General features: G+C 74.0%; 12 protein-coding genes. All 12 read right to left on the reverse strand.

The window, feature by feature from the left end; all coding sequences use genetic code 11:
- Nucleotides 1-57: 57 nt before the first annotated feature.
- The 12 genes from KZX45_RS02660 to dnaJ all read right to left on the reverse strand — a co-directional run bounded on the left by KZX45_RS02660 (nt 58) and on the right by dnaJ (nt 18,536).
- Entirely contained in the window at nt 58-6,288 is a 6,231-nt protein-coding gene (locus KZX45_RS02660; protein WP_248256138.1) for an Ig-like domain-containing protein, read from the reverse strand.
- A 152-nt stretch (nt 6,289-6,440) separates the two neighbouring features.
- A complete protein-coding gene (locus KZX45_RS02665; RefSeq protein ID WP_374112527.1) occupies nt 6,441-7,139 on the reverse strand; it encodes a hypothetical protein in 699 nt (232 codons plus the stop codon).
- Between the two features lie 54 nt (nt 7,140-7,193).
- The gene (locus KZX45_RS02670) at nt 7,194-8,738 is read right to left on the reverse strand and encodes a serine/threonine-protein kinase (RefSeq protein ID WP_248256140.1); all 1,545 of its coding nucleotides are present in this window, start codon (nt 8,736-8,738) and stop codon (nt 7,194-7,196) included.
- Complete coding sequence (locus KZX45_RS02675; protein ID WP_248256141.1) at nt 8,735-10,186, reverse strand: FHA domain-containing protein; 1,452 nt, start codon at nt 10,184-10,186, stop codon at nt 8,735-8,737. Before KZX45_RS02675 ends, KZX45_RS02670 begins: the two co-directional genes overlap by 4 nt.
- Nucleotides 10,183-11,028: a PP2C family serine/threonine-protein phosphatase gene (locus KZX45_RS02680; RefSeq protein ID WP_248256142.1), complete on the reverse strand. Its 846-nt coding sequence runs from the start codon at nt 11,026-11,028 to the stop codon at nt 10,183-10,185. The genes KZX45_RS02675 and KZX45_RS02680 overlap by 4 nt, the downstream gene beginning before the upstream one ends.
- A gap of 88 nt (nt 11,029-11,116) precedes the next feature.
- On the reverse strand, nt 11,117-12,631 hold the full coding sequence (locus KZX45_RS02685; protein ID WP_248256143.1) for a prolyl oligopeptidase family serine peptidase: 1,515 nt from the start codon (nt 12,629-12,631) through the stop codon (nt 11,117-11,119).
- Between the two features lie 77 nt (nt 12,632-12,708).
- Nucleotides 12,709-13,689, reverse strand: a complete 981-nt coding sequence (era, locus tag KZX45_RS02690) for a GTPase Era (protein ID WP_282453117.1) — start codon at nt 13,687-13,689, stop codon at nt 12,709-12,711.
- On the reverse strand, nt 13,686-14,975 hold the full coding sequence (locus KZX45_RS02695; RefSeq protein WP_248256311.1) for a hemolysin family protein: 1,290 nt from the start codon (nt 14,973-14,975) through the stop codon (nt 13,686-13,688). Before KZX45_RS02695 ends, era begins: the two co-directional genes overlap by 4 nt.
- 17 nt (nt 14,976-14,992) lie before the next feature.
- Nucleotides 14,993-15,445 (reverse strand): rRNA maturation RNase YbeY, encoded by a 453-nt coding sequence (ybeY, locus tag KZX45_RS02700; protein ID WP_098485052.1) that lies wholly within the window; start codon nt 15,443-15,445, stop codon nt 14,993-14,995.
- Complete coding sequence (locus KZX45_RS02705; RefSeq protein WP_248256144.1) at nt 15,442-16,506, reverse strand: PhoH family protein; 1,065 nt, start codon at nt 16,504-16,506, stop codon at nt 15,442-15,444. Before KZX45_RS02705 ends, ybeY begins: the two co-directional genes overlap by 4 nt.
- Before the next feature lie 100 nt (nt 16,507-16,606).
- Nucleotides 16,607-17,407: a 16S rRNA (uracil(1498)-N(3))-methyltransferase gene (locus KZX45_RS02710; protein WP_248256145.1), complete on the reverse strand. Its 801-nt coding sequence runs from the start codon at nt 17,405-17,407 to the stop codon at nt 16,607-16,609.
- A 4-nt stretch (nt 17,408-17,411) separates the two neighbouring features.
- Entirely contained in the window at nt 17,412-18,536 is a 1,125-nt protein-coding gene (gene dnaJ, locus KZX45_RS02715; protein ID WP_248256146.1) for a molecular chaperone DnaJ, read from the reverse strand.
- Nucleotides 18,537-18,587: the final 51 nt, after the last annotated feature.

Here is an 18,587-nt window from a genome sequence, read left to right on the forward strand (position 1 = left end):
AGGGGGTCCTTCGGGGGTGGTGGGGGCGGGGTCGTTCGGGTGGGGAGGGCGGCTCGGCTACCAGGTGAACGGATCACTGGTGAGGTTGTGACCGTTGCCCTTGACGATGACCCGCGTCTGGTAGCCGGGGTGACCGTAGTACATGGTGGTCTCCACCGTTCCGCTGCCGTTCGGGAAGTTGTAGGCACGGCCGTTGCTGGTGGCGCCTTCCATGTTCCGCCAGCCGCCGTCGTTGACCTGGAACGTCACGCTGTAGCTGCCGGCGGGGAGCAGGTCGGAGTAGGACACAGCGACGAAACGGCACGCGGAGGCGGCACAGCCTGGCTGGCCCTGGGCGCTGGAGCCCTTGGCGACGCGGACCACGGGATCCGGCGGTGGCGGCGGCTTCTGAGCCGTCCGTTCCTGGGCGGAGGCGGTCCTCGGCTGTGTGTCGACATCCCGCTGGACACGGAACTCCGCCTTGTACACCGTGTCCCAGGATCCGCCACGGGCCGTGGAGCCGGAAGCGCCGACGTTCTGCCAGCCGGTCCAGCCACCGCCGTCGTTGAAGCGGATCTGCGTGGTCGTGATCGGCCGGCCGTTGTCGTTCGGGCTGGACCAGCGGAAGGTGATCTCCCGATCGGCGGTGCGGTTGGCGCTCAGCGTCGGGCCGGCCAGCGGTCCGTACGGGACGGCGGCGTTCGAGGTGCCGGAGGTCTCGCCGGCGTAGGAGTTCATCGCCCGGACCCGGAACTGGTAGCTCTGGCCGTCGTTGAGGCCGCGGACGGTCCGGTCGGCGCGCAGGGTCTGCCAGCCGCCGCCGTTGACGGAGACCTGGTACCCGGTGATCGGGTCGCCGTTGGGCTGAGCGTTCGTGAACTCGAGCTGGACGACGCCGTCGGAGCCCGTCGCGGTGGCCGTGGGCGTGCCCGGCGCCGAGGGCCGGGCGAACGAGCGCACCGGCTGGGACCGGGCGGAGGTCTCCGACCAGCCGGCCTTGTTCTCGGCCCGGACGCTCACGGTGTAGTCGGACCCGGCGGGAGCGTCCTCCTGGAACGACGTGCTCGCCGTCACGAAGTCACGGAACAGGCCGCCGTCCCGGAAGATCTGGACCTGGTACTGCGAGACCGCGGCGCCGTTGGCGTACGGGGCCTCCCAGACCGCGGTGACCTGCTGGGCGACCGGGTCGTCGACGCGCTGGACGCGCGGGGCGGCGGGGGCGTCGGGGACGCCAGCGGGCACCTCCCCGGCGGACCAGCCGGACCACTCGGAGGGGTCGGGCGCCTGGTTCCGCGCCCGGACCTGGACCCGGTACTCCTGGCCGTTGGTCAGGCCGGACCAGGTGTGGCTCGTGCCGGTGACGTTGATCTGACCACTGCCGACGGCCGGGGAGATCATGAGGTCGTAGGACTCCACGGGCGAGCCGGAGGTCGGCGGCGCGGCCCACTCGATGGCCAGCTCGCCGTCGCCGAAGGTCAGCACCGGCGGCGCCGGGCGCTCGGGCCTGACGTCGGGGCGGGCGACGGCGGAGGCCCCGGAGGGCTCGGAGTCGCCGACGGCGTTGGTCGCCGTGACCGTGAAGGTGTACTCGACGTTGTTGGTCAGGCCCGAGATCGTGCAGGTCGTGGTGGCGCACTGCGAGGTCGACCCCGACGTCTCCACCGTGTAGCCGGTGATGGGCGAGCCGTTGTTGGCCGGCGCCGTCCAGGAGAGCACGACCGTCCTGTCGCGCACGTCCTCCACCCGCGGCGGGGTGGGTCGCTCGGGCGCCCCGATGACGTTCATCGTCAGGCGCCCCTCGACGTGACGCCGGGCGTCGCCGGTGGCGTCCTCGACGACGAACAGCACGACGACCCGTCCGACGAAGTCGGCGTCCGGGGTCACGGAGACCTGGCCGGCGGAGAAGCCGACGTCGGCGCTCCCGGACTCGACGTAGGCGTCGACGACGGTCAGCGGCTCGCCCGGGAACGGGTTGTACGCGCCGACCAGCACGTCGACGGCCTGCGTCTCGCCCTGGTCGACGGTGCCCAGGTCGCGGTCCTGGACCCCGGCCGGGGGCCGGGTGGAGGGCACGACGGTCGCCGTGACGGTGCCGGTGACCGGCTCGTTGACCGGGTCGGCGACCGCGACGACGATCTCGTGCTCGGTGCCCGCGGGGGTGTCGGCGGGCGCGGAGACGGACAGGATCGTGCCGTCGATGCTCGCCTCCACCCCGGACCCGGCCTCGACCACGCGGTAGTCCAGCTGGTTGAAGTCGGCGGTGTCCGGGTCCTGCACGAGGTTGCGCAGGTTGAGCGTCACCGGCTGCTCGGCGGGCGAGACCTCCACGGAACCGCCGGCGAAGGCCGGCGGGGTGTTGCCGCCGTCGGGCAGGACCGTGATCGGCAGCGTCAGGACCGACCGCAGGCCGTCCTCGGCGCTCGCACCGTCGGTCACCTCGAAGGTGATCGCCGCCGGGCCGGCGTAGCCGGGCGCCGAGGTGTAGCTCAGCGTGGTGGCGTCGAGCACCGGCGAGGCCCCGTCGGAGTTCGTCGCGGTCACGGACGCCCCGTCGGTCAGCCGCACGTCCTTGCCGCTCGGGGAGACGACGTAGTCGGCGACCGGGATGTCGACGGTCTGGCCCGTGAGGACCTCGATGGGCTCGGCGTCGGTGCGCAGCACCGGGCCGGTGTCCTCGACGCCGGGGATGTCGACGAACGCGAACCCGACGTTCCCGTCCACGTCCTGGACCTGGTAGGTGATGACCTGCCGGTCCGGCAGGACCGGCGCCTGGACCTGGTTCTCGACGACGCTCACGCCCTCGGGGGCGTCGGGGACGGAGACCCGCAGCGCCTCGGCGGTGCCGTCCGGGTCCTCGTCGTTCTCCAGGACCGGCACGGTGACGGAGTCGTGATCGATGATGTCGGCGGCCTGCACGAGGTCGTCGCGGGCCAGCGGCGGCAGCAGCGGGGCGTCCGGGGACACCTTGACCTCGAGGAGGCCGGTGTCCTGGCCGCCGCGGTTGTCCGTGGCGCGGTAGGCCACGGTGAAGACCGTCGGCTCCCCCGGGCTCAGGATCCTCAGCATGCCGTTCTCGACCGTGATGTCGACCCCCTCGACCGGGTCGAACGGCACCCCCAGCTCGCCGGTGGGCAGGTAGAGGGGGTCGCCGTCGGGGTCGGTGTCGTTCGCCAGGACGTCGACGGAGATCTCGCGGCCGGGCCGGACCTCGACGGCGTCGTCCTGGGCGTCGGGGGCGCGGTTGGACTGCGGGGGCGGTACGACACCGATCCGCACGGAGGCGCTGGCCACCATGCCGAGCCGGTCGCGCACCGTGTACGTGAACTGGTCGGTGCCGTCGAGGTGGCCGTACGCCTCGTAGTCGAGGTACCCGGGGCCGACCTCGACGATCCGGCCGAGCTGCGGCGACTCACCGGCGCCGAGGAGCTGGACGGAGTCGCCGTCGGGGTCGATGCCGAACAGGGGCACCTGGATGCGGATGCGCTCGCCGCTGAAGGCGCGGGTCTGGATCGGGTGCGGCAGCGGGGCGGAGTTGCGCTCGGCGTCCGCCTGGACGTGCACGGTCACCTGCGCGGAGGCCTCGTTGCCGGCGGAGTCGACCACGCGGTACACGGCGTTGACGGTCTGCGGCTGGGCGGGGGCGCGGAAACGCACGGTCTCGCCCGAGACGAAGAAGTGCCCCTTGGACGCGTCGGGCGCCTCGGCGAGCTCCGGGGCGAGCTCGAACTCCAGGCCCGCGGGGTGGGAGTCGTTCTGGAGCACGGGGATCGTCACGAAGTCCCCGGCGCGCACGGTGGCGGTGTCGGCCTCGGCGACCGGCGGCTGCAGCGCGGAGTCGGTCCCGACGGGCATGACGACGACCTCTCCCTCGGCGGAGGAGTCGCCGTTGGAGACGGTGTAGCCGAAGCGCAGCGGTTCGGTCGGCACCTGACGGGCGCTGATCTTGAGGATGCGGTGCTCGAGCACGGAGACGACGAGCCCGGACTCCGGCGGCACGGTGACCTGCTGGACCGCGAGGAGCCGGCCGGAGGGGTCCTCGTCGTTGGCGAGGACGTCGACGAGCACGGCGCCGCCGGCCGGCAGCAGGGCGGTGTCCTGCACGGCCACGGGTGCGCCGTCGGCGGGGTCGGTGACCTCGACGCGCACGAGACCCGTGGCGTCCTTGCCGGAGTCGTCCACGACGACGTAGGTCAGGTAGTAGGAGCCGGCGGTCTCGGCGGTGAAGCGGAACGACCCGGCGTCGTAGTCGGGCACGACCGTGGCGTCGGCCTGGGTACGCACGTCCGCCAGGCGCAGGGGTTCGCCGTCGGGGTCGGTGTCGTTGACGATCGGCTCGATCTCCACCTCCTCGCCGGCGGTGGCGCGGAAGTAGTCGAAGACCGGGACGGGCGGGAGGTTGCCCTCCTCGCGGACGTCGACCTCGACGGTCACCTCGGTGGTCTCACGCCCGTCGGAGACCGTGACCGGTACCGCCTTGGCGCCGGTGGTGACGCCGGAGTCGACGAACTCGACGGCGCCGTCGGGGGTGAACCGCACGACGTCGTCGGCCGGCGCGGTCGCCCCCGTCACGAGCAGCTCGTCGCCGTCGGCGTCGCGCATGTGGGTGAGCACGTTGACGCTGCCGGTGGCGCCCGAGGTCACGGTCAGGCGGATCGGGCGCAGCTGCTCCGGAGCGGTGTTCTCCGCCTCCGGAACCGCGCGAAGAGCGACCGAGGCGGTGGCCTCTCCCCCGCGGCCGTCGTCGACGGTGTAGCTGAAGCTGCCGCTGCCCGTGGCGCCCGCGGGGGCCGAGACCTGCAGCGCGCGCCCGCCGAGCACCTCCCGGACCTCACCCAGGCCGGGCGGGAAGCCCTCGACCTGGCCGACGGCGAGGAGGTCGCCGTCGGGGTCGGTGTCGTTGGCGAGGACCTCGACGATCGTGGTCGACCCGGCGCGCACGCCGAAGCTGTCGTCCTCGGCGACGGGCGGGCGGTTCTCGGCCTCGCGGTCCAGCGGGATCTCGTCGGTGATGTCCTGCTGGGACTCCTCCTCGAGCTCGTCCGTGGCATCGGGCGGGGTGACGTCGTCCCAGTTCTCCACGATCGTCATCGACTCGTTGACCAGGTAGACGGTGCCGGTGAGGGTGTCGTTGAGCACGACGAGGTCGCGGTTGGTGCGGAACTCCAGCTCGGGCTCGCCGGCCGTGGTCGGCACGGGCGCCTCGACGGCCTCGCCGTCCCCGCACTGCTGGAGGTAGTGGCTCTCGGCGCCGGCCCACGCGGCGTGGACGCAGCCGGCCACGACCGCCGGCGTCGCGGGCCGTCCGGCCGCGGGGGCGCGCAGCGTGACGGGGTCGCCGCCGTCCAGCGGGACGCGGACCAGGGCGTCGGCGCTGGCGAGGACGACGTCGTCGCTGTCCTCGCCCGGGTGCTGGAGCCGGACCTGGCTGACGTCGAGCCCGAGGTCGGTGAGGTCCGCGGGGTCGGCGCCAGGACGCCCGAGGAGGAGGCGGCCGTCGGCGGTGCGGGTCAGGACGACCGGTGTCTCGCCTACGACGGTCAGCTGGGTCTCGGCGCCGGAGAGGTCGGCCGGGTCGATGCCGGTCTCCGTCTCCTCGAGCTCGACCGGCTCGGCGGTCTCCCCCGCCTCGGCGGCGGCTGCCGCCTCGGCCTGGAGCTCCTCGGTCCCCCTGGGCACGGTGACGACGACGGAGTCGGACGTGGACAGCCCGTAGGCGGTGCCGTCCTTGCCCACGGCCAGCTCGGCGTCGGCACCCAGCGACGCCTGCGGCGGCGCGTCCTCGTCCGCCAGGACGCCCGTCGCGTGCGCGGGCGCCGTGCGCAGGTTCCCCGACCCGAGGTCGAGGACCGCGACGACGCCGCCGCCCAGGCCCACCTGGTGGTCGGCGGGGAGGGTGACGCCGCCGGCGTCGGTGGAGACCGTGGCCGGGTCGAGGGCGGAGAGCAGGTCGACGCCCGAGTCGGCGACGAGGACCGTCGAGCCCTCCTGGAGCACGTCGATCTCGTTGCTGGCCGAGGTGACGGACCCGTCGAGCTGCTGCACCGGGTAGTTCACGCGGCCGACGAGCAGCTCGGAGCCGTTGGTGACCCACACGCCGCCGTCGTTGAGCTCGACGTCCGCCGTGGCGACGCCGTCGTGGAGGAGACTGGCGGCCACCACGGTGCCGGCGACCAGGCTCAGCACGGTCCCGGAGGCGATCCGGCGGCGGCTGCGGCGCCTGCGCTCGGCCGCCCGCGACGTCCGGCCGCTCGTCGTCCCCGTCGTTCCCGAGGCCGTCTCGGTGCGGCGCGGCGTGCTCTTTCCTCGCAACGCGGATTTCCCCCCGGAAAACGGCCGACCAGGACTGGAGACCCAGAAGCGGGCCCGCGGACGATGCTAGCCCAGAATCGGCCGGATTCCGGCCGTCCGAGGCGGGGTAGATCTCCCCATACCCAGGTCGGGGGAGGCGAGGCGCGCGGCGGTCAGTCGACCTCGGCCAGGTCCTTGGCCGAGTCGAGCAGCGACAGCTGCTCCGGGACCACCAGGCGGGAGGCGACCGCGTGCTCGACCAGCCGTGCGCGGCGGTTGACGGCCAGCTTCCCGGGCCCGCCGCGCAGGCCGCGCACGCCGTGGCGGTCGAGCTTCTCGCAGACGTTGTCGAGCTTGCGGTTGAACCGGGTCAGCGCCCAGCCCAGCCGGGCGGCCGCCTCGGCGGAGGTGGGGATGTTCGCCGTCGAGCCCCGCCCCTTGAGCACCGGTTCGGACAGCGCGAGGACGAGGAGGTGCTGGCTCTCGGTGAGGGTGACCGGTCCGATCGTCGTCTCGCCGATCTCCAGCTCCTCCGCGGGCCGGGTGGGGAGGAAGGTCGGGTCGTCGTTGTCCAGGGTGAGCTCGTACGTCGTCGGGCCCGCCGTGAAGAGCACCACGGTGCGGGCGTAGACGACCGGCAGCCGGGCGCCGGGGGCGAGCCAGGCCTGGGTGTTGCCCTCGGGGTCGGCGATCGTCGCGGACAGGCGCGAGCCGACGTTGTCGAGCCACCAGAGCCCCTCGTGGTGGGTGACCTCGAGGAAGCGGCGGTGGAGGTAGGGGTTGTCGTCGATCTCGAGCGGTCCCTCGCGCCCGATCACGAACGGGTCGTTCGGGTCCACCGGGAACCACTCCCCGCAGAACTCCAGCTGCATCGCCATGTCATCTCCTCACTGCGCGCAGGTCCGGCCGGCCGTTCGTCAGGCCGGTCACTGCACGCACGTCTGTGCCGGGCTGGTCGAGGTCGTGCCGTTGGGCAGGCGGATCTTCACCGACAGGCAGACCTGCCCGGTCGCGCCCTCGACGACGGCCTGTGGCTCCTGCGCCGGGTGGACCTGCGGGTCCGCGCCGGGCTCCGTGCGCTGCCAGGTGAAGGTCACGCCCTCCTCGGCGTCGAGCTCGGCGGGGACCCCCCACGTGAACGTCACCGTCTCGCCGTCGCGCGTGCCGGTGAGGTCCACGGGCGAGGGCACCTGGGCGGGGATGGGGATGGCGGTGGCCGCGGGCGCCGTCGTCTCGTCCTCCGGCTCCCCGCGCAGGGCGCCGGCCCCGACAATGCCTCCCACCACGACGAGCGCCAGGGCGACGCCGCCGCCGACCAGGGCGAGCCGGCGCCGTCGGGGGGCCGCCGGCTCCACCTCGGCCGCCTCCGGCTCCGCGGACCGGGCGCCCCGGAGCTGCGTGGCGCCCTCGGTGCCCTCGTCCCAGCCGTCGTCGGCCCCGGCGGCGCCGCGCAGCGCCGTGACCGCCTCCGGGCGCGGGCGACCCGTGGCTGCGGCGGCGCCAGCACGGTGGGGGTCGATCTCGACGACCTGGCGCACCACGGTGCGGTTGTCGCCGCCGTCGGGCGCCGGCGCGGCGCCCGGGCCGCCGCCGAGCCACGAGGTGTCGGGTACCTCGATGTCCGTCATCGGCAGGCGCAGCTCCTGCTCGACCACCTGGAGCGCACGTCCGAGGTCGAGCGCGGAGGCGTAGCGGTGCGCGGGGAGCTTCGCCATGCCCCGGGCCAGGACCCTCTCCAGCGTCGCGGGGACGTCGCCGCGGCCGATGGGCGGCACGGGGTCGCGGCGGATGCGCACGGTGTAGTCGAGCCGGGTGTTCGGTCCGCCGGGCCGGGTGAAGGGCGAGTGGCCCGCGAGCAGGGTGTAGATCGTCGCCGCGAGCGAATACACGTCTCCGGTGACGCCGACGGCGGCGTGGCCCTCGACCGACTCGGGCGGCGCCCACGGGACGGAGACCCCGGCGGACTCGTCCGCCGTCGCCGTCGTCATCCCGGCGATGCCGAAGTCGGTCAGAGCGGGGCGGCCGTACTCGGTGGTCAGCACGTTGGCGGGCTTGATGTCGCGGTGCACGATTCCGGCGCGGTGCGCCGTCTCGACGGCGCCCGCGAGGCGGACGCCGATGCCGACCGCCTCCGCCACGCCCAGCGGGCGGACCTTGAGCCGTTCGGCGAGGTTCGGCAGCGGGCAGTACTGCATGACCAGGTACGGGCGGCCGTCCGCGGCCTCGCCCGCGTGGTGGATCGCCACGATCGAGGAGTGCCCCGACAGCCGTGCCATGAGGTTGGCCTCGGCGATGAACTGCTCGCGAGGCTGGCCCTCCGTGGCCTCGCGGGTGAGGACCTTGACGGCGACCTTCCGGTGCGGCATGTGCTGGGTGTAGAGGTAGACGTCGGCGAAGCCGCCCGAGCCGAGGAGCTTCTCGAACGTGTACCCGGGCAGGTCGGGGTGCTGGGCCGGGGCGCGGCGGCTCACTCGACCTCCTCGCCGGCCCGGACGACCGTGATGCTCACGCCGGTCCCGAGCTCGACGACGCCGCCCGGCGGCACCGGCACGCCGGTGCCCGGGTGGAGGCGGAACGCGGGCTGCCCCGGCAGGACCAGGACCGTGCCGTTGGTGGAGTTCATGTCCGTGACGACGACGTGGTCGCCCGCGGGCCGGATCTCGACGTGGGTGCCGGAGATGTCCCGCTGCGGGTTGGCGACCGTCACCAGCCGCGGCACCGCGCTGCCGCGGAAACGGGCGGACTCCGGGGCGCGGCCCAGGAGGACCGGCCGGGTCACCTCGACGCGGAGGCCGGTGGAGAGCACGAGCTCGAGGGCCGGCTCCTCCTCGGCGGCGGCCTCGTCGCCGGGCCCGACGCCGACGAGCCCCGCGTCCTGACGCGGCGTGCTCGGCAGCTGCGAGGGGAGGACCGTGTGGCCGTCGTGGTCGCCGTCGTCCGCCGGCCGCGCCCACGGCACCTCGGAGATCAGTCCGGGGCCGGGCACGGGTGCCGGGGGCTCCCACGGCACCCGGTTCCCAGTCCCGCCGGGGACCTCGTGGGTCACGGGTGGGACGAACGGCTCGTCCTCGTCCTCCGGGACCTGGGTGGCCTCCAGCCCGTTGGCAGGCGTGACCGGTTGGTCGGCACCCCGGCCGTCGGCGTCAGGACCGTCGGCGTCAGCCCGAGGTTCCGCGTCCTCCGCGGCGAGCTGCCCGGTGGACCAGAACAGGTGGTCGTACTCGGCGTCCTCGGCGGGGTCGACGTCGGCCGGCGCGGGCGGCACGGCCGGTCCGGCCGGTCCGGGCGCCGCGGCCCCGGCCTCGCCACCGTCGCCGGATTCGTTCAGCGCGGGGCGGCCGATGGCCGCCGCGAGGGCGGGGGCGTGCATGAGGGTGAGCTCGAGGTCCTCGTCCTCGTCGGGCTGCTGCGCCAGCTGGAGCCCGGCGTGGTTGTCCTGCGGCGCCTCCACCTGTTCCACGAGGGTGCGCAGCGCGGAGGCCAGCACGATGCCGCCGCCCACGGGCAGCCAGTCGGGCGGCGTCCCCGTGCGCGCTCCCGGGCCCGCTCCCGCGCCGGCGGCTGCCTCTGCTGCCCCTGCGACGGTGATCGTGAAGCCTGCGGCGCCCGGGAGCACGGCCTCGCGCCACGTGGTGTAGCCGGCGCCGCTGACCTGCTCGTCCCCCACCTGCACGACCAGCTCGCCGCGCACGAGGACGCTCAGCCCGGAGGGGTGGGCCTCGACCATGGCGAAGGAGGGCAGGGTGCGGATGCCGCGGCCCGCCAGGTGCTCCACCCATGTGCCCAGTCGCGAACCCGACCGGGTCAGGCGCCACAGGTCGCGTGCTGCGGGGGCCCCGATGTCGGGGTGCAGGAGGGCGACGGCCCCCTCACCGACGATGGCGATCCAGCTGCCCGGGCGGTACTCGTGCACGGTCATCGATCGCCCTCCCCCGGCAGCGTGGTGCCGTCCTCGTCCTCGTCCTCGTCCTCGTCGGCCGAGCCGGGCGTGCGAGCCGTGGTCCCGGCCGCGCTGGCCTCGTCGGGCGCGTCGACGACGACGACGGTCACGTTGTCGCTGGCGCCCCCGGTGACGGCGTGGCACAGCAGGGTCTGGGCCGCCTGCACGGGGCTGGCGACGCTGGCGAGGACGTCGGCGATGTGGGCGTCGTCGAGCTCGCCGACGAGCCCGTCCGTGCACAGCAGGATCCGCTCGCCGGGCTGGACGCGGAGCATCCAGAAGTCCACCTCGGCGTCGGGGCCTGTGCCGATCGCCCGCGTGATGACGTTGCGGCGCGGGTGGGTGCGCGCCTCGGCGGCGTCGATGGTGCCGGCGTCGACCATCTCCTGGACGAGCGAGTGGTCCACGCTGACCTGCTGGAGCCGCCCCGCGGAGAAGCGGTACACGCGCGAGTCGCCGACGTTGAGGACGAGCCAGTAGGGCTCGCCGTCCTGCTCGGTGAGGACGACCCCGGCCACGGTGGTGCCGGCCACGGTCTCGCGGCCGTCCGCCTGCGACCGGGCGGCCTCCTCCTCCATGGTGCGGCGGATCGTCGCGGCGGCCTCCCGGACGGCTGCGCCGACCTCGTCGGCGCCGATGTGCCGGGACCCGCGCGCCGCGAGGGCGCGGAACGCCTCGACCACGGCCTGGCTCGCCATCTCCCCGCGCGCGTGACCGCCCATCCCGTCCGCGACGACGAAGACCGGTTCCTGAGCGAACGCGGCGTCCTCGTTGACGCTCCGCCGGCCACCGGCGTCGGTGGCCACCCCCCACTGCGTCAACGTGCGCTCCCTCGTGCGTGCGGTCTGCCACCGCATAGGGTGCCACGCCCGACGGCCCGTGCCCGAAACGGTCCGCGCGACCCCGCGGTCACAGCACCGCCGGGTAGACGCCCCAGTACGCCGCCGACACCAGCAGCACGAGGCTGCCGGTCACCACGCAGACCATACACGCCCACCCCAGGACGCCCGGCCGCCCCGCACCGTGCGTCCGTACCGCGGGGCCCCGGCCCGAGCGGAGCGCGGCCGCGACGGTGAGCACCACCATGCCCGCGGCGAGGATGCCGACCAGCTGCACGGCGAGCCAGCCGCCCTGGACCAGGAAGGAGTCGTGCTGATAGTTCAGCGCCAGGTTCGCCACCCCCATGAGGTAGGAGATGTAGAGGACCCACGTGGCGAGCGTCGCCATGGCCAGGCCGGCGGTGTAGCGGCCCAGCGGCGCGACGGTGGCGCTGGGCCGGCGTCCGGCCAGCCGCGGCGCCTGGCCGACGACGGCGAGGAGCCCGCCGAGGGCGAGGAGGCCCAGTCCGACGACGAACACGACCACGATCATGTCGCCCGTCGCGTACCACCGCGGCCGGTCGACGTCGTCGGCCCGGAACGCTTGGACCGGCTCGTCGCCGGCGATGCGGGGCGGCGCACCGGCGGTCTCGGGAAGCCCGAGCGTCCACCGGGCAAGATCGTCGAGGAAGGCGGGCACGATGGTGCCGTCGACCTTGATGCCGTGGTTGGCGCCCTCGTAGTAGCGGAGCGTGAAGTTCTCGTTCCCGGCCCGCCGGAGGTCCTGCATGGTGATCTGGGCGCCCTGCACGATGGGCATGGAGGCGTCCCCGGTGCCGTAGACCATCAGCACGGGCTGGGTCACGCGCTGCTGGTAGGGCGAGACGTCGAAGTCGAAGTACTCGAACCCGCCGCCCGGGAACGCGCCGCCCACCAGGCGCGGGATGGCCCGGAGCATCCGGCTGGGCACGCCGACCTCGCGCAGGTAGGAGTCCGCGGCGAAGGCGCCCTGCTCGCGGATGGGCAGGACGGGTGCGGAGACCAGGACGACGAAGGCGACGGCGGGGTCGGCGGCCGCCGCGATCGGCGCGGACATCGCGCCCTCGCTCTCGCCGTAGACGCCGACGCGGTCCGGGTCCACGCCGGGCCATCCGCGCAGCACCTCGAGGGAGTCGAGGTAGTCCTCCGCCATGCCCACGTAGTCCCGCGACCGGGTGGAGTAGGTGTCGGCGCGCTTGTCCGGCACCATCGTGACCACGCCGGCGCTGGCGAGGGCGGTGGTGATCTCCTCGAAGTTCTCGTGGGTGGCGGTGCCCGCGCCGTGCATGAACACCATGCCAGGGCGCTCCCCGCCCGCCCCGGCGGGTGAGGCGATGGTGGCCTGCACGGTCACGCCGTCGTCCACGCTCACGTCGACGACCTGCCGGGTGACCTCGTAGGTCCCGACGGGGGTGGTCACGGCGTCGGAGCCGATGGTGGTGTCCGCGGTCTGCGGGACGAGGGTGTGCTCGAGGGGCTGGGGGTTCCACCCCGGTCCGGCCACGGAGCCGATCAGACCGAGGAGGAGCACCAGCACGATGCCGGCGGCCAGCCTGCGGTATCTCACCGGGTCAGGGTAGTTCGTCGTCGTCGGGCCCCCGGCGAGGCCGGGCGGTGGCACCGCCCACACCGGCCACCGGTCGTCTAGAACCCGAGCCGCTGGAGCAGCTTGGGGTCGCGCTGCCAGTCCTTGGCGACGCGCACGTGCAGGTCGAGGTAGACGCGGGCGCCCAGGAGCGCCTCGATGCCCTTCCGGGCGCGGGTGCCGACCTCGCGCAGCCGGGCCCCGCCCTTGCCGATGATGATGGCCTTCTGCGAGGAGCGCTCGACGTAGAGGTTGACGTGGACGTCGAGCATCGGGGGGCGCTTGTCGCCCTTCTCCCGCGGCCGCTCGGTGATCTCCTCCACGAGCACGGCGAGAGAGTGGGGCAGCTCGTCGCGCACCCCCTCCAGGGCGGCCTCGCGCACGAGCTCGGCGATCATGACGTTCTCCGGCTCGTCGGTCAGCTCCCCCTCCGGGTACAGGGGCGGGCCGATCGGCATGTGCTGGAGCAGGACGTCCGTGAGCACGTCGATCTGCTCGTCCCGCACCGCGGAGACCGGCACGATGGTGGACCACTGGCCGAGCTTGTCGATGGCGAGGAGGTGCTCGGCGAGCCGCTCGCGGGAGACCTTGTCCGCCTTGGTCGCGACGGCGACCACCGGGGTGCGCTGCTGGCTCAGCTCCCGGGCGATGAACGTGTCCCCCGGCCCGACCTTCTCGTCCGCGGGCAGGCAGAAGACGATGGCGTCGACCTCGGAGAGCGTCTCCCGCACCAGGTCGTTGAGGCGCTGGCCGAGCAGCGTGCGCGGCCGGTGCAGCCCGGGGGTGTCGACGAGCACGAGCTGGCCGTCGGCGCGGTGGACCACCCCGCGCACCACGTGCCGCGTGGTCTGGGGCCGCCCGGACGTGATCGCGACCTTCTCCCCGACGAGGGCGTTGGTCAGGGTGGACTTGCCCGCGTTCGGTCGGCCCACCATGCAGGCGAAGCCCGCGCGGAAGTCCTCGGGCCACCCGCCCGCGGGGATGAGGCCCTCGAGGGCGTTGGGGCCCGCCGTCAGCTCGTCGTCAGAGGGGAAGGTCATGACTGCTCCTGTGTCTCGTGGTCCTCGGGGGCCCGGGAGGCGAGCAGGGTCGAGACCCTGCGTCGTCGTCCCTCCGCCCGCTCGGCCACCAGGTGGATGCCCAGGACGTCGACGGCGGCCCCCGGGAGGGGCACCTTGCCCAGGGCCTTGGCGAGCAGCCCTCCGGCGGAGTCGACGTCGTCGTCGTCGATCTCCAGTCCGAAGAGGTCCCCGAGCTCGTCGATGGGGAGGCGGGCCGGGACGCGGACGGTCCCGTCGCCGATGTGCTCGACCTCGGGCTCGGCACGGTCGTGCTCGTCGACCATCTCGCCGACGAGCTCCTCGAGGAGGTCCTCGATCGTCACGAGGCCGGCGATGCCGCCGTACTCGTCCACCACCATCGCGATGTGCACGCTCTCGGCCTGCATCTCGCGCATGAGGTCGTCGACGAGCTTGGTCTCCGGCACGAAGGTCGGCTCCCGCATGACGTCCGCGACCGTCAGGCCCTCGGTGTCGCTGCGGCGGTGGACCCGCCGCATGACGTCCTTGAGGTAGAGGATGCCGCGGAGGTCGTCCGTGGAGTCCCCGATGACGGGGATCCGCGAGTACCCGGAGCGCGTGAAGAGGGTGATCGCCCGGCCGAGGGGCTCGTCGGCGTCGATGGTGACCATGTCCGTGCGCGGCACCATCACCTCGCGGGTGAGGGTGCGTCCGAGCTCGAAGACCGAGTGGAGCAGCTCGCGTTCCTCGTCCTCGATCTGCTCGGACTCGCTGACCCGGTCGACCATGTCCCGCAGGTCCTCCTCCCGCTCCTCACGTGTCTCGCCCGCCGTCCGGGCGGGCCCGGGCCTGAGCGCCCCGCCGGCGCGGGCGACCGGGCCGCCGACCGCGGCGAGCAGGTTCATCGCCGGCGCGAGGGCGGACAGCACGCGGGTCGGGTTCCGCTGGCCCAGCCGGCGCGGGCTGAGGCCGACGACGATCGCGAGGAGGAAGGCCGTGACGGCGACGGAGACGAGGAGCACCTGCCACCACACGCCGAGCAGGTCGGCGACGGCGAGGGTCAGGCAGACCGCCGCCGTCATGTCCGCGAGGACGCGGACGAAGGCGACGGCGCTGAGAGCGACGTGGCGGCGGTCGACGAGGCGCGCCACGGCGTCGGCACGGCCGCGCCCGTCGGCCGCCATGTCCGCCACGGCCGCGCGGGTGACACGCTGGAGCGCGGCCTCCCCGGCGCTGAGCGTCGCCGCGACGGCGAGGCTCACCACGGCGAGCGCCACCAGCCACCCCTCGGGGACCGGGTCGATCATGCCCTCCACGCGGGCGCCTAGCGTCCGGCGAGGAAGGTCAGGAGGAGCCGACGCTGGAGGTCGAACATCTCCTTCTCCTCCTCGGGCTCGGCGTGGTCGTAGCCGAGCAGGTGCAGGATGCCGTGGGTGGTCAGGAGCAGGAGCTCCTCGACGGTGGAGTGGCCCGCGGCGCGGGCCTGCTCGGCGGCGACCTCGGGGCACAGGACGATGTCGCCGAGGGTGCCCTCGACGGGCTCCTCGCCGGCGCGGCCGGGGCGCAGCTCGTCCATGGGGAAGGAGAGCACGTCGGTGGGGCCCGGCTCGTCCATCCAGCGCTCGTGGAGCTCGGACATGACGTCCGTGGTGACGAACATGATGGACAGCTCCGCCTGGGGGTGGACCCGCATCTCCTCGAGCACGTAGCGAGCGAGCGCGGCGAACTCCTCGCCGTCGACCTCGTAGCCGGACTCGTTCGCGACCTCGGTGCTCATCGGCCCTCCCCGTGGCTCTCGCGGCGGCCGCCGGGGTGGCGCCCCTTGCCGTCGTGCGGCCGTGCGGTCGCGTCCCACCGCTCGTAGGCGTCGATGATCTCCCCGACCAGGCGGTGCCGGACGACGTCGGCGCTGGTGAGCCGGCAGAACGTGACGTCCTCGATGTCGGCGAGGATCTCCTGGACCACGCGCAGGCCGGAGCGGGTGCCCGTCGGCAGGTCGACCTGGGTCACGTCGCCGGTGACCACCACGTGGGAGTTGAAGCCCAGGCGGGTGAGGAACATCTTCATCTGCTCGGGCGAGGTGTTCTGCGCCTCGTCGAGGATGATGAACGCGTCGTTGAGGGTGCGCCCGCGCATGTACGCCAGCGGGGCCACCTCGATGGTGCCCGCGGCCATCAGCTTGGGGATCGACTCAGGGTCCAGCATGTCGTGCAGGGCGTCGTAGAGCGGACGCAGGTACGGGTCGATCTTGTCGCTGAGCGTGCCCGGCAGGTAGCCGAGCCGCTCCCCCGCCTCGACCGCGGGGCGGGTCAGCACGATCCGGTTGACCTGCTTGGACTGCAGGGCGTTGACCGCCTTCGCCATGGCCAGGTAGGTCTTGCCGGTGCCGGCGGGGCCGATGCCGAAGACGATGGTGGAGCTGTCGATGGCGTCGACGTAGCGCTTCTGCCCGATCGTCTTGGGCCGGATGGTCCTGCCCCGCGAGGACAGGATGTTGGTGGTCATGACGTCGGCGGGCCGCTCGAGAGCTGAGCCGCGGAGCATGGTGATGGCACGACCGACGGCGTCGGCGCTGAGCGGCTGCCCGACGGCGGCGACGGTCGCGAGCTCGTCGACCAGCCGCTCCGCGAGGGAGACCTCGCCGGTCGGGCCGGTCAGGGTGACCACGTTGCCGCGCGCGTGCACGTCCACCTCGGGGAAGCCGCCCTCGACGGCACGGAGCACCTCGTCACGCTGGCCGAGCAGGACCACCATCGGCACGGACTCGGGGACGGTGACCTGGCGCTGGACGTGGCCGACGGGGACGTCGGTGTCGTCCGGTTCGGGGTTCTGCGACATGGTGACGGGCGCTGGGCCCTGGCTCTCCTCGAGGATCGGTCGCGGCGCGCACGGTCGTGCTGCGCCGGTTGCAGGATATCGTCCGCGCTGCGCCCCCCGCTCAGCCCCACCGTCCGAGACGCTGGGAGAGGACCGCCAGGGCCGCCGGGCCGGCGGTCGAGGTGCGTAGCACGTGGGGGCCGAGGAGGACGGGCTGCGCGCCGGCGGCGGCCAGCGCGGCCACCTCCTCGTCGGTGATGCCGCCCTCCGGGCCGACGACGACCGCGACGTCCGTGGGCCGCGCGAGTCCGGCCTCGCCGCCCGCGCTGAGGCGCCCGGGCTCGGGCAGCACCGCCGCCGACAGCGGCACGGCGGCCTGCTCGTGCAGGACCAGCACCGCCCCGCCCGCGGCGACGGCGGAGGCGACGGCGGCCACGAGCTCGCGGGTGGTGACGAGGTCGTGCACCCACGGGACCCAGGCCCGCCGGGACTGCTTGGCGGCCGCGAGGGCGACGGCCTCCCACCGCCGCCGGCCCTTGTCCACCTTCGGCCCGGACCACACGGAGACGGAGCGGGACGCCTGCCAGGGGACGAGCCCGTCCGCACCGAGCTCGGTCGCGGTCTCGACGGCCTGCTCGTCCCGCCCGCCCTTGGCGAGCGCCTGGACCAGCACGAGGCGCACGGCCGGCGCGGGCTCGCGGGTCACGGCGGTGACGGCCACCGAGAGCTCGTCCTTGGCGGTCGCGGCGACCGTCCCCGACACGCGCAGGCCGGCGCCGTCGACGAGCTCGACCGCCTCCCCGGCGCGCATCCGCCGGACGGTGGCGGCGTGGCGGGCCTCCTCGCCGCGGAGGGTGACGACGGCGCCCGTCGCCGCCGTCGCCAGCGTGTCGGCGTCGGCGTGGAAGACCGCGGTGGTCATCGCCTCAGCGGCCGGCGAGCTTGTCGCGCAGCTTCGAGAAGACGCCGGTGCCGGAGGCGGCGAGCCGCGACTCGGGCTGCTCCTCGCCGCGCAGCGCGGCCAGCTCCGCGAGGAGCTCGCGCTGGCGCTCGTCCAGGCGGGTGGGGACCTGGACGTCGACGTGCACGTGGAGGTCGCCGCGCCCGCCACGGTGGAGGTGGCCGACGCCGAGGTCGCGCAGCGTGTAGACCTGCTCCGGCTGGGTGCCGGGCTCGATGTCGATCTCCCGCGCGCCGTCGAGGGTCTCGAGGGTGGTGACCGTGCCGAGCGCGGCGGCGGTCATCGGCAGCGCGAGGGTGCAGTGCAGGTCGTCGCCGCGGCGCACGAACAGCGGGTGCGGCTTCTCGCGGATCTCGACGTAGAGGTCGCCGGCGGGGCCGCCGCCGGGACCGACCTCGCCCTGACCGGTCATGCGGATCCGGGTGCCCGAGTCGACGCCGGCCGGCACCTCGACGCGGATGGTCTGCCGCGTGCGGACCCTGCCCTCGCCGGAGCAGTCCTGACACGGGTCCGGGATGACCGTGCCGTGGCCCTGACAGGCGGAGCAGGCGGTGGTGGCCATGACCTGCCCGAGGAAGGAGCGGGTGACGCGCTGGACGGAGCCGCGGCCGTGGCACACCTCGCAGGTGCGCGGGGAGGTGCCGGGGCGGCAGCACGAGCCGTGGCAGGTGGGGCACACGACGGCGGTGTCCACCTGCAGCTCGCGGGTGGCGCCGAAGACGGCCTCGGAGAGCTCGATGTCGAGACGGACCAGGGCGTCCTGGCCGCGGCGCCCGCGCGGGACAGGGCCGCGGGGCGCACCGCCGGCGGCCGCGCCGAAGAAGGTCTCGAAGATGTCCTGGAAACCCCCGAAGCCCGCCGCGCCGTTCCCGCCGCCGCCGAGGGCGGACTCCCCGCCCATGTCGTACAGCTGGCGCTTCTCGGGGTTCGAGAGAACCTCGTAGGCACGCGTGACGTCCTTGAACCCGTCGGCCGCCTCGGGGCCCGCGACGTCGGGGTGGAGCTTGCGGGCCAGCTTCCGGTAGGCCTTCTTGATCTCCTCGCCGCTCGCCTGGCGGGAGACACCGAGGATCTCGTAGTAGTCGTTCACCACGTCACTCTCTGCTGGGGAATGTCGGTCTGCGTGCGGGGCGGCGGGGGC

It is taken from the genome of Georgenia sp. EYE_87, from assembly GCF_023148685.1.
Lineage (GTDB): Bacteria > Actinomycetota > Actinomycetes > Actinomycetales > Actinomycetaceae > Georgenia.